Source organism: Anaerolineales bacterium (genome assembly GCA_003105035.1).
Lineage (GTDB): Bacteria > Chloroflexota > Anaerolineae > Anaerolineales > UBA4823 > FEB-25.
Genome location: PQAL01000025.1, coordinates 35,073 through 49,702, shown reverse-complemented (window position 1 = coordinate 49,702; position 14,630 = coordinate 35,073). Strand labels below are relative to the sequence as shown.

Sequence of the window (14,630 nt, the reverse complement as noted above, 5' to 3'; positions counted from 1 at the left end):
CACCCATTCGCCACTAGGAAGTCCCCGTATTGCTACAAAGACTCCTCGTTCGACTTGCATGTATTAGGCACGCCGCCAGCGTTTATCCTGAGCCAGGATCAAACTCTCCGCAAAAAAATTATGCATCTTTCGATGCGTAAAGTCTGCGTTTTTGTCGTTATAACGACTGGCTGATTTCCTATCACTCTTCAGTTGTTAAGGTTCCTTCAATCGAGCGGGCAGGATTTTATCACTGCCCCCAGAGCCTGTCAAGGCTGTTTAGAGACTAAATTGCCGATGTTAGGTTTAACATCGGCACGCCAGACTGTGAAGTGTATACACTTTAGTCTCTGACGCTTGTGCGTCTTTGCTCTTTTGCTCGGTTGTTAGTGTTCTGCCTAATTGAGGCGAGAACAAAGTATTCAACAGCGAACTTTGATTCTATACTTTAAATTCATTTTGTCAAGGGTAAACACGAAGCAAATTGTAAGACAATTTAGCAATTATAGCCACAATACCCTTTTTAGTGATTACGATTTCTTTTTCTTCTTACCGTCGATATATAAACAAAGAGACGTTGTTATAAACTTTTTCTCTTCAGTAAGCTTCCAGGTCTACTGTTATCATCCCTGCGTGGTCTCTATATAATTTTCATCATCGGACCATCTAGTGGGATTCTGCCAAATATATTGACGAATCCTATCGTGCGATCTTTGATTTCGAATAATATGATCATAAAAGCGTGGCTGCCAGGCAAAAACACCGTAGCCCAGATCTCTGATGCGTCTCGTGCAGGCGGCTTTATAATGATTGATGATCGCACCGAGGCTGCCAGATATGAGATGATCGCCCGTTGTAGAGACGTCCCAGTGGGACGTCTCTACAACACCTACCGGCGCATCATTGATAACAATTGTCGCGTGTATATGATTCGGCATCACTATCCAGGCATCCAGACTAACATTAGGATGGATTTCAGGAATACGTTGTAAATATTGATCAGCAACCTCGCCTACCTCTGAAAGGTCTATCTCAGCAGTATTATCTCTCCAAACCATGGAATCCGTTCCCGTGTGCAAATCGTAACAAAATAATACCCGGGAAATCGGTAATCCCACCCCTTCAACCGGGTGGATGGTATCCTATACTTATTTCTAAATTTCGATGTGTCCTTATTCATTGGTTCTTGTCGTGCTAGCAAAGATTGCTGAAATGCCCGCCTTCACCAAAAAACAGCCAGGATAAGCGGGATAATAAAACAGAAGCCAGACCTGGCGATGCTGGCTATAGCTTATTTGTATCCGTGCTTATCTATGTGAATCTGTATTCAACGACTATCTGCGTTTATCTGTGTTCGTTTGCGGTTTTAAGCCTTCACCCCATCTCCTGGCGACCCAGCAGGGCACGCAACAGGGTGGTCTGGTCGGCATATTCCAGATCTCCCCCAATCGGCAGCCCCCGTGCCAGGCGGGTGACCTTCACGCCCGGCAGCCTGATTTGCTGCTGGATATACATGGCCGTGGCATCGCCCTCCATGCTCGGGTTGGTAGCCAGGATTAGCTCTTTTATCTCACCAGATTTCAGGCGCTCGAATAATTCCCGCATGGTCAGGTCTTCGGGTCCCACCCCCTCGATCGGGGAAAGCACGCCCCGCAACACATGGTACCGGCCGGTGAAGCCTTCCGTGCGCTCCATGGCCAGCACATCCAGTGGTTCTTCTACCACGCACACAATCGCCGGGTCGCGCTCGGGGCTGGCGCAAATTTCGCACTCTGTCCGCCCGGCACTGGTCACATTGAAACAGATCGGGCAATCCACCGTGTCGGTTTTCAAGCCGCGCAATGCCGCTGACAAATCCTCCGCGATGTCATCCGGGGCATTCAGCAGATAAAAAGTCAGGCGGCTGGCCGTCTTCGGGCCAATCCCCGGCAGCCTTGAAAAAGCATCAATCAATTTTTGAATGGGTGCAGGCAGGAGCATGGATCAACCTTTCTCAAGAACAACTGGTCGACAGAAACTCACTTATTGCCACTGCGGAGAGGACGGGGCTTGGATGACCTAAGCCTCAAGCGTAGCGAGTGGGAAGCAATCTCCAACCCCGGAAATTGGTCGGCTGTGACCAGGAAGTCAATTGAGCAGAGTTGGAAAAGGAAGATTGCTTCGACAAAAGGCGTCGCGCAACAACAGTGATCGAGAAGATTTCGGCGGATTGCTCTCACATTTCAGTGGAAGTACGTAAATGGCAATGGATGTAAAGCCTAGAACGGCAGGCCTCCCGTCAGGGGGCCTAAGCGCTCTGAAGCCAGAGCCCGCGAGGCGTCCAGCGCCCCGTTGACGGCGGTCAGCACAAGATCTTGCAGCATCTCCACATCGGCATCCTTGAGCAGCTCCGGGTCAATCTCCACTGCCTGGCATTTCTGATCACCGGTCATGGTTACCTTAATCGCACCACCTCCGGCAGAGTAATTGACCGTCTCAAGAGCCAGCTGTTCCTGAGCCTGGGCGAGCTGCTCCTGCAGCTTTTGTAGCTGCTGCATCATGCCCATCTGCCCACCTTTTTGTTGAAAACTAGGTCGATACTTCGGCATACGTCACTCCTGACATTATTGAATATCCACGATCTCACCGCCCAGGTCGCGTAAGGCGGAGGCCACCATCCCGTCGCTATCCACTTCAGTGGGAGGTGTGCTACGGGTTGCGGAGGTTAAGATCACTTTCACATAAATATCACTTCCCATGACCTGCTTAAGCACCTTCTCCAACAGATCAATGTTGGCTGGGTCTTCCAGGCGCATTTTGAGCACGTCGCCACTCATCCCCAGGGTGAGGCTATTGCCTTTTAGCGAGCGGGTCTTGACCGAATTCACCAGCGCATTCAAGCTGGGATTCTGTCGTTTCAGCTGCGCCAAGACCAGGTTCCAGCTCTGGTCGAGACGCTGGCTGGTGATGGCATCCTCGGGGTCGATTTCACTCACGGCAAGCGCATCAGAACGAGTTTCCTTCGGGGCACCGGGCAGGCCGGTGGGCTTACCAATAGGCGAGCCACCAGGCATGCCATTAGGCAGGCTGCCAGGCTTGCTGGCAGGTGGACCCAGCGTCGATGTTGGTGGAGAAGGTGTTGTCTGGGCTGGCTTGTTTTCACTGGTTTCGCCGCCTGTGGAAATCGCCTCGATAAAGGCAATCTCGAGAGGCAAGGCAGGCTGCCAGCTGCCCCGGGTTTCGGTAGCGGCCTGGTTGAAGGCTTGAATCACCCGAAGTAGCTCACTGACGGTAAGTGCCTGGGCATGGCGTGCCATCTGCGAGCGGACTTCGGTGGTGGCGTCCACCTGGGTGGCATTCCCCAGGGCCACCAGCAGTAAACCACGCAGGTATTCCACAATCTGCCGGGCAAACTGGCGCGGGTCAGACCCTGCATCCAGGCTGCGGTGGATGGCTTCGAGCCCCTGCGCGGACTGGCGTTTGAGCATCGCTTCAATGACTTCAAGCACCGCCTGGCTGGTAGCTGTTCCCAGCACATCCTGGGCCAGCTGCAAGGTGATATTATCACCCGCTGATGACAGCTGGTCGAGCAGCGAGATAGCATCACGCATTGAGCCGGTAGCCTGGCGGGCAACCAGGCTGAGGGCTTCCGGCTCAGCAGAGATCTTCTCTTCTTCTGCCAGCCGGGAAAGGTTCTCGACAATCTCCTTGACGGGGATGCGGCGAAATTCGTGTCGCTGGCAGCGTGAAAGCACCGTAGCGGGGATCTTGTGTACCTCGGTCGTCGCCAGGATAAAGATGGCATGTGGAGGGGGCTCCTCCAGGGTCTTCAGCAGGGCATTGAAGGCCGCCGTAGATAACATGTGGACTTCATCGATGATATAGACCTTGTAGTGGCCCTGATTGGGAGAAAAATTGATGCGATCGCGCAGGTCGCGCACGTCATCCACGCTGGTATTGGATGCCGCGTCGATCTCGATCAGGTCAAGGAAGCGCCCCTGGTTGACAGCCTGGCAGTGCTCGCACTGATTGCACGGACGTTTCGCAAGGTCTTTGTCAAGGCAGTTGACTGCCTTGGCCAGGATGCGTGCAGTGGTCGTCTTACCGGTGCCACGCGGCCCGGCAAACAGGTAGGCATGCGCCACGCGCTGGGCAGTGACGGCGTTGTGCAGGGTTTGCACCACATGTTCCTGGCCGATAACCTGGTCCCAGTGCAACGGGCGCCATTTTCGGTAAAGGGATTGCGACATAGCTAGAGTGTATCAGACGGATTGGGTTAGGTCAATTGCAGCAGGATGATAATCTACTGTTGGTGTCATAGGTCATTTACGGTAGATCATAAAAATTGCTATATATCGAGTCTTGTCAGTAGGAGATTGCTTCGGGGACTACCAAGTGTAGTACGTAAAGTATAAGCCCTAAACGTCCCCTTGCAACAAATATACCGAAGGTCAATCGCTCACACAGCCCAGGCGCCACGAACGGCTATCTCTGGCGAGCAGCGCAGCGGCCTCCGATGGACCCCAGCTTCCCCGCCGATAAAGGGACAGCTCAGGAATGTTACTGGCCTCCCACCCTTGGGTAATCGAATCGATCAGCTTCCAGGCGGCCTCAATCCCATCCGAGCGGGTGAAGAGCGAAGCATCGCCACGCAAGGCCTCCATAAGCAATCGCTCATATGCATCGGGCAGCACACAGTCGAAAGAATCACGATAGTGGAATTCCATGTCCACGCTGCGCATGTCCTGGTCAGAATCCGGTACTTTGGCCTCAAACATCAGGTGGATGCCCTCGTCTGGTTGGATGCACAGCGCCAGGATGTTGGGGATAAACTGGTACTCGTCCGGCAGGTGGAACATCAAATGGGGTGGGCGCTGAAATTCCACAATGACCTGGGAAGTTTTCTGTGCCAGGCTTTTGCCTGAGCGCAGATAGAAGGGCACACCCTTCCAGCGCCAGTTATCGATGTACAGTTTTACCGCGGCATAGGTGGGCGTCTGTGAATCAGTTGCCACCCCTTCAGTCTGGCGGTAACCCTCGTATTGGGCCCGCACGGTATCCGTCAGCGCTACCGGGCGAATGGAGGAGAGCAGCTTGAAGGTCTCATTGCGCACCGCATCAGCCTCAAAGGAGGCGGGGGGCTCCATGGCTACCAATGAGAGCAGCTGGAGCAGGTGATTCTGAAACATATCACGTAACACGCCCACGCTGTCGTAATAATCGGCCCGATGCTCGATATCCACGGTCTCCGATACCGTGATCTGGATGTTGTCCACATAGCGCCGGTTCCAGATCGGCTCGAAGATGGTGTTGGCGAAGCGGAAAAACAGGATATTCTGGGCGGTTTCCTTGCCCAGGTAATGGTCGATACGGTAGATCTGGCTTTCATCAAATACGGAATGCAGAATCTTGTTCAGCTCACGAGCCGAGCTGAGATCATTTCCGAACGGCTTTTCGACAATGATCCTGCGCCAGCCCTCGCTCTGGTCTGCCAGGTGGGCACGGCCCAGGCAGTTGACCACCGGGATATAGTGCTCAGGGGCGGTCGCCAGGTAATACAGGCGGTTGGCTGGTTTGCCCTCCTGTTCGGAGAGGAACGAACCCAAACGGTTGAAATCATCAGGGGCGTCGAGGTTGCCCTGGAAGTAGATCAGCTTCGTGGAAAACTCGCCCCAGCGCTGTGAATCAAAGCTCTCGGGACTGAAGGTCTTTACCCCTTCAAGCAAACGTTCACTGAAGGATTCATCGGTGAAAGGGCGGCGGGCGAAACCGATGATCCTGTCACATTTCACCATGCGGCCTTTGATGTAATTGTTATACAAGGCGGGCACCAGCTTGCGCCAGGTAAGATCGCCCGAGGCTCCGAAGATGATGATGCTGGTGAGCTTATCGTTGTCTGGCATGGTCCTCTCCTCCCACTTTCGTCCAATGAGTATACCGCACTCCAGCCTGATCCTTGCCCTGGTTTCCTCTGACAGGTCAGGTGCTACTTTAAGAGCGCACTTGCGGCTTCGATACGTTCGATAATGGAAGTTGCCTCATCCGGACCAGCGATATGCACGGTTCCGTCCCCATCCACGTGAGTAGGGATGATCTCGTACCCCGTATACTGCATGCCGGAAAAATGCAGCAACAGGATCACCCCCTGCTGGTGAGCCAGATCCCAGGTTTGGTCGAAGATGAAGTTACCCAGACCATAAAATACATCGACACCGTTGATCTGCTGGATAGCCTGGACGACATGGGTGTGGTTACCCACCACCACGTCTGCCCCGGCATCCACCGACACCTGGGCAAAATGCCGCTGGTAGCTGGTTGGGTCAGCCGAGTCTTCGGGGCCCCAGTGGGGCATGACGATGACCACGTCCGACTCGCCCTTGACGTTGGCGATGGCAGCTTGCAAGTTCTCGTCCGTCAGCGGAGCGATGCCAGGGGAATCAGCCCCGGCGAAAGCCATCGGCTCCACCATGCCAAGGGAGACGATCCCAAAGCGTATGCCTTTAACTTCCATGACCACGGGCTGCAAGGCATCTTCCATATTCATCCCCGCCCCAACCGGTTGGATATTGTTGGCCCGCAGGTTATCAAGCGTGTCGAAGAAAGCCCGGTTGTAGCTATCGGCACAGCTTGCCCCGGAGCAGTTCTTGATGTGATTGGTTGCCACACTCATCACGTCAAAACCGGCCGAAGCAGCCGCCACCGCACTGCGCGCATCGCTGACCAATACATAAGTCACGATACAGCCGGTGTGGGTGGACAGGTCACTCAGGGTGGTGTTCAGCGTACCCACTGCCAGGTCGGCACTCGAGATGATATCGCGCACAGCCCCATAGACATAGTTGGCATCTCCACGGGCATCAATGGCACTCTGCACGCAGCGGGCGGGTACAATCACCCCGGTGAACAACAGGGTGATATCTGCAGCCGGAGCAGGCGTGATTGCCTGGGTTGGGGATGCAGCCGCGGTGGGTACCTGGATGACTGTGCTGGCCAGGGCAGGCGTGGGGCTCCCCACTGGTATCGCCTGAATGAGCAAAGGCAGTGACACTCCTGCCTGGGTAGGTGTGGGAATGTGCATGATGGTGGATGTGGGGATCATTGCACGTTCTGCCGTTGCGGTAGGCTGCTTTGACCCGGATATCGTGGGGATGGCTGTGCTCGGGTAGCGGCAGCCATTCAATACCAGCATGAGCATAAACACACACAAGCCGATCGTTTTCATTTTATGGAAAGTGTTCAAATCATTCACCTGTTATTCGAGTTTGGCACAATTGACTCAAGCGCTGAATGAATCTCGGAGATCACAAGCACGTCAGCTTCACGGTCCAAGGCTTGCTTTAATGCCTGTTCAGACGCCTGGGTCCGGATCCTTCCCAGGGCCCAGGCTGCATGGGAGCGGACCAATGCCTCGGGCTCATGCATTATAACTTCCGTCAAGGCGGGCACGGCTCCATTATCTCGCAAGTTGCCCAGGGCCACGGAGATGTTGCGCAAATAACCCCTGCGTTTCGTACGGCTAAGCGGGCTGTGGCGATACTTGCGGTTGAAGGCCACGTTCGAAAGGCCCAACTCGGTCAGCAAGTCGGGGGATGAATCAGCCAGCCGATGGTCGAACAAGGGACTTTCCTCGCCAGCAGCAAAACGATTCCACGGGCAGACCTGCTGGCAGACGTCGCAGCCGAACACCCAACCTTGTATGGAAGTCCGCAATTCGGGAGGAATAGAGCCTTTCAACTCGATGGTCAGATACGAAATACACCGCCGGGCATCCAGGGTACGGTCAGGCAGGATGCAGGCGGTTGGGCAGGCTGCAACGCACCGCTGGCAGGTACCGCAACGGTCAGCCACAACGGGCGGGTCGGGCTCCAATTCCAACCCGAGCAGGACCTCAGCTAAAAGATAATATGACCCGCCAGATGGGCTGATCAGGCTGGTATTTTTGCCGATCCAACCCAGACCAGCGCGCTGGGCCAGCTCACGTTCCAGGATGGGGCCAGTATCGGTATAGCATCGGTTGGGAACTGCATGGCCTACCTGGCCCTCAATATACTCGACCAAGGCACGCAATCTCCCAGGGAGCACTTCATGGTAATCCTCTCCCCATGCGTAGGCGGCGATCCTGCCATGTAATTGATGGTTCGGCCCTGCTCCCAGGTGAAGGGGAGATGGTGTCAGGTAACGGGTTGCCAATACGAGGATCGAACGACAGCCCGGCAACAATAAGCCTGGATGAGCGCGCATCTGCCGGGAACGTTCAGAATTTAAATATGCCATCTCGCCACACCGGCCTTGCGCAAGCCAGGCCTGGAAAACTTCGACATGAGGTACAGGGTCACAACCAGTGACCCCCACCAGAGAAAATCCGAGAGATCGAGCTTGTTTTTTAATCACCTGGGTCAGATTCATGATGGGCAGCCGCTTTAAATAAATTGTAGCGCAAGAATCACTCTTGCGCTACAATGCTTTCCCTTGGGAGGCGTGCCTCAGGGGGTACAGGTCAGGCTGAATGCCGCCTGGTTGGAGGCCATGTCCACCGGGCTGGAGATATGCAACCTCACCCAACCCGACCCACTACTGATGAAAGTCAACTCAGACGGGATAGAGTAAGTTCCGGCATCGAACGTACGGGTTTGTGCCCCGGGCAAGACAAAGGTAAAACCTGGTGTGTCGGAACCAGCTTCCAGGACGTAGGTAAGGGTCGCCGCTTGATTAAGCGTGAACGTGGCAGTGAAAAAGAATGAGTGTGGGCAAGGTCCCTGGTAGGTACCCTGGTCAACCGCCATGGTCAGGCTGGTCACTGGGTTACTGGGGATGCCCGTGGAGGTGGACACGGGGGTCACACCAGGTGTGCCCGCCGTCGGGGTTGCCCCTCCCGCACCGACAGTGATCAACACGTAGACCGAATCGTTAAAAAACTGCCCGGCCGAATTTTTCATCTTCCAATAGCCCTGGTAGCTGCCCGGTGTGGTGGGTGCTACCAGATCAACCGATATATCGATCTGAGCACCAGGCGCGACCGACTGTGGCAGGGAAACCGACGAGATGGTGCCCATCTTCTCGCCACTGACAAAAGCCAGAGAATAGGATGTCGTCCAGGTGGAGCTGCCAGCATTCTGGATCTTCCATATCTTGGTGAAGGCAGCCCCTGGAGCAATCACCTGCCCATCCGGGATGGACACGTCAGCCACGAAAATTGCCCGGTCACCCGATGGCCCTGGCGGTACTGGCGTGGTGCCAGCTGTCCGCGTTGGGGAGGGAGTTAAACCGACTGACTGGGTCAGCAGGGCAGCCGCGGTTTGGGCTGCCATGGTCTTTACGAGGTCGACGGTCGGGCTGGGAGTGACGGGGGTCGCTGACGGGGTGGAGGCGAAGATCTGCGTCAGCCGCGCATCGGCAGTTTGGGCAGCCGCAGTGTATATAAGCTCAGGGTTGGCGGTGGGGGAGGCAGTTGCTTTTGACCTGCAACCGATCAGAATCAGCGGCAGGGTCAGCAACCCAATGATATACAGCAATTCTTTCTTTTTCATTCTTTCCTCAATCTTGTAGGGTAGTTAGTGATAGTTACCCTGGTATTCTCCTATTAAACTAGTTATTTAAGCAGCTTGCCCGTGAAGAACAGCAAGAGGCGGCAGGTACGCCGGCTTTATGATACCACGGTTACCCTGCCGCCTTAACCCTATGTGAGTATTATGGAAATGTCTTTTGCCCGCCTATCTTTCGATACGGGGAGCCACCCACAAGGCATAATCGTTACTCCAGGTGCCATTGGCAAACACTACCAGCTCAAACTGGACCGTGTGGCCCACCAGGGCGGAGAGGTTGACATCCAGGGAGGACAGCATGCCGTCACAATTTTCTATCCATTCGCCCACAGTAACCTCCGAGGCACCTTCAATATAGCGGATCTGGAACTTGACACTGCCATTTCCGCAGTTATAACGCAGGCCAATCTTGGTCCGCAGGTGATCATTGGTCTGGATGGTATAGGCGGGGTAGAGACCAAGGATCATCCCATCGGTGATCTTCTGCGGATAGGTGGCCAGCAAGCTGGCGTAGGTGCCCCCGTCTTCCATCTTGACATTAGCAACGTTGACTGCCACACCGGGCGAGTCGTCATCGGGGTCACCCCAAGGAAGCTGAGTGGTGGCATTCCGCCAGGTGGCGCTGGATCCCTTGGCAATAAAGTCATACGACATCGTGTAAGAAGAAGTCGGCTGCGGGGTGGGAGTGGGAGTGACTGACTTGATCTGCACCCAAAAGCTTTGGTCACCGCCTTCGCCAATGCCGAATGACGTGCCACCCGCGTTGCGTAAGCGCCAGTTACCCTTGTATGTACCCGGCGTGGTGGGCGCGATCAAGGTCACGGAAACATCAATGGTGCTGCCTGGCGGCACAGTGCCATTGGTTAGCTGGGTGGAAGCCGGACCGCTCATGGCGTCACCATTGTAGAAGTAAACGGTATAACCCGAAGTCCATGTGCAGGCACCGTTGTTCTTCAAGCGCCAAGTCTTCACAAAAGTGCCACCGGCGGCGATCTCCGTATTATCGGGGACGCTCACATCCTTGACAAAGGAGGCCCGGTCACAGGGAATCGGGATGGGCGTAGCTGTCGGCGGGATGGGAGTATTCGTTGGCGGCAGCGTGCTGGTGGGGATAGTGGTATTCGTCGGCAGCGCAGGTGTGACGGTCACAAACGGGACCGCCGTGGAGGTCGTGCTTGGCAGCACGATCGGCGTCCCCAAAGCAGCCTGGGTTTCCTGGGCTGTCAGGGTTTGGGCAGCTGCCGTATAGATCATATCGGGGCTCATCGTCGGTTCTTCGGTGCCACCCGGAAAATTGCAGGCTGCCAGGAGAAGCATGGCACCAATTATGAACAGCAAGGGGCGTATTCTCTTCACGAACATAAGATCCTCCATAGATAAAACATCATTACACAATTAAAGACGCACGCAAGAGGAATAAAGTTCCGGGGGAACCCCAAAATCCGGATACAAACCTCTCGCTATTACAATATACACGATTTTCTTTGAGAATGTTCAACAGGTTTACAAGGAATTACAAACGCAGCATTTCTCCCTGCATTGACCATGGACCCGCCCATTTGATACGCACATCCAATCGCTGTCCGGTAAGATCATCCCCAGATTCAAGGAAAACCAGCTTATTGGTGGTGGTGCGCCCCTTCCAACGTCCTTTAACCTGCTCTTCAAAGAGCACATTCACGGTTTTGCCCAAATAACGCTGGGCAATAGAAGTAGCGATCCGTTCCTGCTGGGTTTCCAGGAGACGGAAGCGGCGCATCTTTTCGTCCTCTGCCACATCATCGGCAAAACGCCGGTTAGCGACCGTCCCCGGGCGAGGTGAATAACGCGCCAGGTGGGCCACATCCAGCTGTTGCTCTTCCAGCAGGTCATAGGTGTGTTGGAATTGCTCCACAGTCTCCCCAGGAAAGCCCACGATGATATCCGTGGCAATCGAAACACCCGGGAAATCCCCATCCAAACGAGCACGAATCTTAGCCACCAGGCGGCGGTACTCCTCTGCGGTATAACCACGCCGCATATTGGCTAACACCTGGTCATCCCCTGCCTGGACAGGGACCTCAATGTGTGGCACCACCTTGGGCAGTTCTGCAACCGCGTCCAGCAGCTCGTCGGTCATCCAGTTGGGGTGTGAGGTGAGGAAACGGATGCGCTCCAAGCCCTCAATATCATGCGCCATGCGCAGCAGACCGGCCAGATTGGGGCCTTCAGGGATATCCTTGCCATAGCGATCAACAATCTGCCCCAGGAATGTCACCTCACGCACACCTTGAGCCACCAAGGCACGCACCTCAGCCAGGATCGTATCCACCGGGCGGCTGCGCTCCACGCCCCGCCGGTAGGGGATGATGCAAAAACTACAGGCATGCGAACATCCCAACACCACCGGAACGTGGGCTGAAACCAGGCGGCCACGCTCAGCGACTGGCAGGGGTAATGCCGATTCAGCGCTTAAATCGCCGTCCATCAGGGCAAAGCGATTGCGGGTCTCTTCCATTTCCATCCGGTGGGTTTCATCCTGGGTCAGGAAGGCAATCAGGGGGGCTGGGTCGGAGGGTGGAGAAAAAACATCCACAAATGGGAAGCGTTTTTGCAGTTGCTCATGCCCTTTCACACCCACCATGCAGCCCATCAGGTTGATCACCAGCTCAGGTTTTTTCTCTTTCAAGGGTTTTAATGAGAAGAGCCTTCCGGACGCCTTATTCTCGGCACTCTGGCGCACCACGCAAGTGTTGAGCACGATGACATCCGCTTCTTCAGCACTGTTCGAAAGGCTCAACCCCAGGCGCTCGAGAGCAGAGGATACGCGCTGAGAATCGGCTACATTCATCTGGCAACCCTCAGTCCAAATGTGATATTTCATGCCGGGTATTATAATTGAGCGGTTTTCCTCCCTGATGAAAATCTCATGAGCAGCAAGTGGGCTGCTCACAGATTTCTAATCAATCCATTAATGTCAGATGGTAGAATTGCGCCTATGTTTAAAACCCACACCAGACAGCTGCTGATAGCCTGCCTCATGGCTATCCTCGGGCTGGCAATGTTAATCTTTGTCGCTTTTAACACACCCTCCATCAGATCCAGGATCGATTGGCAAGTGGACATCGCCATGACCTACCTGCGGGGGGTGATCCACCCGGTAAAACCCTTCCCCACGGCAGCTGAAGCTGTCGTGCTGCCCACCCAAATCCCCACGAGCATAGCCACACCACTGTCCGCTCTGGCAGCTGACCAGCCATCACCCACCCAGGCCCCTACAGCCACGCCAGCGCCAAGCCCCACGCCCATCCCGGGCAAGGTTGAGCTGCCGGCTCCCTTATGGGAGCAGCAAACCCCCAACAACTGCGGGCCGGCCACCCTGGCACTGTACCTGCGCTATTATGGCTGGCAAGGCAACCAGGAAGACATTTCCAAGCTGGTAAAGCCGATCACCGAAGACCGTAATGTGAACCCTGAAGAACTGGTATATTTCGTGCGCACGCATGCTGGCTGGCTAAATTCGGAATTCCGCGTGGGGGGTGATCTGGATCTATTGAAACAACTGATTGCCGCTGGCATCCCGGTGATGATTGAAGAGAGCTTCTTTTTCGAACAGCCCTACTGGCCGAACGATGACCTGTGGGCAGCACATTACCTGCTGCTGACCGGTTATGACGAGACCAGCGACACTTTCACCGGGCAAGACAGCTTCCATGGCCCCAACCAGGTCATCCCAGCCAGCACACTGGATAGCTACTGGCAAATTTTTAACCGGGTTTACCTGCTGGCCTATCCGCCTGCACAAGAAGCGGCCGTCAAGGATATCCTGGGAGGCAACTGGGACCCCGATCTCAATCGCCAGCATGCCCTGGAGGTCTCGCAGGCAGAAACGCAAAGCCAGCCCAAGAACGCTTATGCCTGGTTCAACCTGGGCAGCAACCTGGTGTATTTTGACCGCAATGGCGAGGCTGCCAGCGCCTATGATACCGCTCGAAACCTTGGCCTTTACCAGCGCATGCTGCGCTACCAGTTTGGGCCGTTCTTTGCGTATTTCCACGCCGGGATGACGGCTGAGCTGCTGACGGTGACAGAATATGCCCTGGAGCGTACCCCCAATTCGGAGGAAGCATTGCTGTGGCACGGTTGGGCCATGTACCGCATGGGTAAGAAGCTGGAAGCTGCCGCTGACTGGCAGAAGGCACTGGAATACCGCCCAGGTTACCAGGATGCCCAATATGCCCTGGATTTCCTGGCGGCTAATCCGTAACCATTTTCAATATTTCTCATTCACCGAGAGGGGGTGAGGCAATCTGCTCATAGATATAGCGGATATTCGCCTGGTGAAGTTTCTCGTACTTGCCAGGTGCGAAGATTGGGAATGCGGCATCTATGACAGTTTCCTCGATAGTGTGCCCCTGCCGAATGTGCTCACGGGCTCGATCCCACGTCTCCTGTAGATAATTTTTAAGATGGGCAATATCCGCATCACTACAACGGACCCCATGACCGGGGATGATCACCTGCGCCTGATATTCTATCAAACGCTGCAAGGCGGCAATCCAATCAGGGATGTTGGCGTCAAAGAGATATGGGTAGCGGCCCTGAAAGATCAGGTCAGCCGCGAATAAGATACCCCGCTCAGGTAGCCATACGATAGCTGAGTCGGGGGTGTGCCCACCCATGTGGATCACCATATAGTTTAAGATACCAATTTCAGCCTCAGCTTTTTGCTCAAAGACCTGGTTGGGCAGCTTTATGCGTAGCTCCTGCAGCAGCAGGCGCAGCTCTTCAGCTTTTTGGGGGTTGGTCTTTTCTAACTCGGTAACATATGCATGCAGCTCTGCCACGCTCCATTCATCCTGTAAGGAGAGGCGCATCCGTTCCAGGCACAGGCGGTGGGCCAGGATCGGGCAGTCAAACAGCTGGTTGCCCCAGGTGTGGTCGGTGTGAAAATGAGTATTGACCACCTGGTTCACTTGCTCGGGTCGGGCATCGACAGCCGACAATAAACCCCGTATATCAGCCGGAGAGGAAGCGGTATCGATCAACAGCATGCCCGCCTCAGCCTGGATCAAGCCTACGTTAGCCCCATCCTCGAGGCGAATAAATGCTTTCACCTGTGAATCTATCTTCAATACCTGCATGGCAATA

At 54.9% G+C, this 14,630-nt stretch carries 12 protein-coding genes and 1 rRNA gene; 1 reads left to right on the top strand and 12 read right to left on the bottom strand.

Going from position 1 to position 14,630, the window contains the following annotated elements:
* The 11 genes from C3F13_11030 to miaB form a co-directional block, all read right to left on the bottom strand.
* A 16S ribosomal RNA gene (locus tag C3F13_11030) occupies positions 1–116 on the bottom strand; the annotation flags it as partial.
* A gap of 486 nt (positions 117–602) precedes the next feature.
* Entirely contained in the window at positions 603–1,037 is a 435-nt protein-coding gene (locus C3F13_11025) for a hypothetical protein (GenBank protein PWB52833.1), read from the bottom strand.
* A gap of 316 nt (positions 1,038–1,353) precedes the next feature.
* Entirely contained in the window at positions 1,354–1,959 is a 606-nt protein-coding gene (locus tag C3F13_11020) for a recombination protein RecR (GenBank protein ID PWB52832.1), read from the bottom strand.
* 278 nt (positions 1,960–2,237) lie between these two features.
* On the bottom strand, positions 2,238–2,525 hold the full coding sequence (locus C3F13_11015; protein PWB52831.1) for a YbaB/EbfC family nucleoid-associated protein: 288 nt from the start codon (positions 2,523–2,525) through the stop codon (positions 2,238–2,240).
* A gap of 57 nt (positions 2,526–2,582) precedes the next feature.
* Positions 2,583–4,208: a DNA polymerase III subunit gamma/tau gene (locus C3F13_11010; GenBank protein PWB52830.1), complete on the bottom strand. Its 1,626-nt coding sequence runs from the start codon at positions 4,206–4,208 to the stop codon at positions 2,583–2,585.
* A gap of 201 nt (positions 4,209–4,409) precedes the next feature.
* Entirely contained in the window at positions 4,410–5,861 is a 1,452-nt protein-coding gene (gene zwf / locus C3F13_11005; GenBank protein PWB52829.1) for a glucose-6-phosphate dehydrogenase, read from the bottom strand.
* Positions 5,862–5,944: 83 nt separating this feature from the next.
* Entirely contained in the window at positions 5,945–7,180 is a 1,236-nt protein-coding gene (locus C3F13_11000) for a hypothetical protein (GenBank protein ID PWB52828.1), read from the bottom strand.
* 23 nt (positions 7,181–7,203) lie between these two features.
* The gene (queG, locus tag C3F13_10995) at positions 7,204–8,364 is read right to left on the bottom strand and encodes a tRNA epoxyqueuosine(34) reductase QueG (GenBank protein ID PWB52827.1); all 1,161 of its coding nucleotides are present in this window, start codon (positions 8,362–8,364) and stop codon (positions 7,204–7,206) included.
* A 77-nt stretch (positions 8,365–8,441) separates the two neighbouring features.
* Complete coding sequence (locus C3F13_10990) at positions 8,442–9,485, bottom strand: hypothetical protein (protein ID PWB52826.1); 1,044 nt, start codon at positions 9,483–9,485, stop codon at positions 8,442–8,444.
* A 183-nt stretch (positions 9,486–9,668) separates the two neighbouring features.
* Positions 9,669–10,862 carry a hypothetical protein gene (locus tag C3F13_10985; GenBank protein PWB52825.1) on the bottom strand — a complete coding sequence of 398 codons (1,194 nt, stop codon included), beginning with the start codon at positions 10,860–10,862 and terminating at the stop codon, positions 9,669–9,671.
* Positions 10,863–11,013: 151 nt separating this feature from the next.
* Positions 11,014–12,363 (bottom strand): tRNA (N6-isopentenyl adenosine(37)-C2)-methylthiotransferase MiaB, encoded by a 1,350-nt coding sequence (miaB, locus tag C3F13_10980; protein PWB52824.1) that lies wholly within the window; start codon positions 12,361–12,363, stop codon positions 11,014–11,016.
* A gap of 45 nt (positions 12,364–12,408) precedes the next feature.
* Here miaB and C3F13_10975 point away from each other — a divergent pair, with 45 nt between their 5' ends.
* The gene (locus C3F13_10975) at positions 12,409–13,746 is read left to right on the top strand and encodes a hypothetical protein (protein ID PWB52823.1); all 1,338 of its coding nucleotides are present in this window, start codon (positions 12,409–12,411) and stop codon (positions 13,744–13,746) included.
* 16 nt (positions 13,747–13,762) lie between these two features.
* Here C3F13_10975 and C3F13_10970 read toward each other — a convergent pair whose 3' ends face one another.
* On the bottom strand, positions 13,763–14,623 hold the full coding sequence (locus C3F13_10970) for a hypothetical protein (GenBank protein ID PWB52822.1): 861 nt from the start codon (positions 14,621–14,623) through the stop codon (positions 13,763–13,765).
* Positions 14,624–14,630: the final 7 nt, after the last annotated feature.

Bases quoted from the DNA above. Each gene is read 5' to 3' on its own strand.
- C3F13_11025 (PWB52833.1), bottom strand. From the start codon at position 1,037: ATGGTTTGGAGAGATAATACTGCTGAGATAGACCTTTCAGAGGTAGGC.
- C3F13_11010 (PWB52830.1), bottom strand. From the start codon at position 4,208: ATGTCGCAATCCCTTTACCGAAAATGGCGCCCGTTGCACTGGGACCAG.
- C3F13_10970 (PWB52822.1), bottom strand. From the start codon at position 14,623: ATGCAGGTATTGAAGATAGATTCACAGGTGAAAGCATTTATTCGCCTC.
- C3F13_11000 (PWB52828.1), bottom strand. From the start codon at position 7,180: ATGAAAACGATCGGCTTGTGTGTGTTTATGCTCATGCTGGTATTGAAT.
- zwf (PWB52829.1), bottom strand. From the start codon at position 5,861: ATGCCAGACAACGATAAGCTCACCAGCATCATCATCTTCGGAGCCTCG.
- C3F13_10985 (PWB52825.1), bottom strand. From the start codon at position 10,862: ATGTTCGTGAAGAGAATACGCCCCTTGCTGTTCATAATTGGTGCCATG.
- C3F13_11020 (PWB52832.1), bottom strand. From the start codon at position 1,959: ATGCTCCTGCCTGCACCCATTCAAAAATTGATTGATGCTTTTTCAAGG.
- queG (PWB52827.1), bottom strand. From the start codon at position 8,364: ATGAATCTGACCCAGGTGATTAAAAAACAAGCTCGATCTCTCGGATTT.
- C3F13_10990 (PWB52826.1), bottom strand. From the start codon at position 9,485: ATGAAAAAGAAAGAATTGCTGTATATCATTGGGTTGCTGACCCTGCCG.
- C3F13_11015 (PWB52831.1), bottom strand. From the start codon at position 2,525: ATGGGCATGATGCAGCAGCTACAAAAGCTGCAGGAGCAGCTCGCCCAG.
- C3F13_10975 (PWB52823.1), top strand. From the start codon at position 12,409: ATGAGCAGCAAGTGGGCTGCTCACAGATTTCTAATCAATCCATTAATG.
- miaB (PWB52824.1), bottom strand. From the start codon at position 12,363: ATGAAATATCACATTTGGACTGAGGGTTGCCAGATGAATGTAGCCGAT.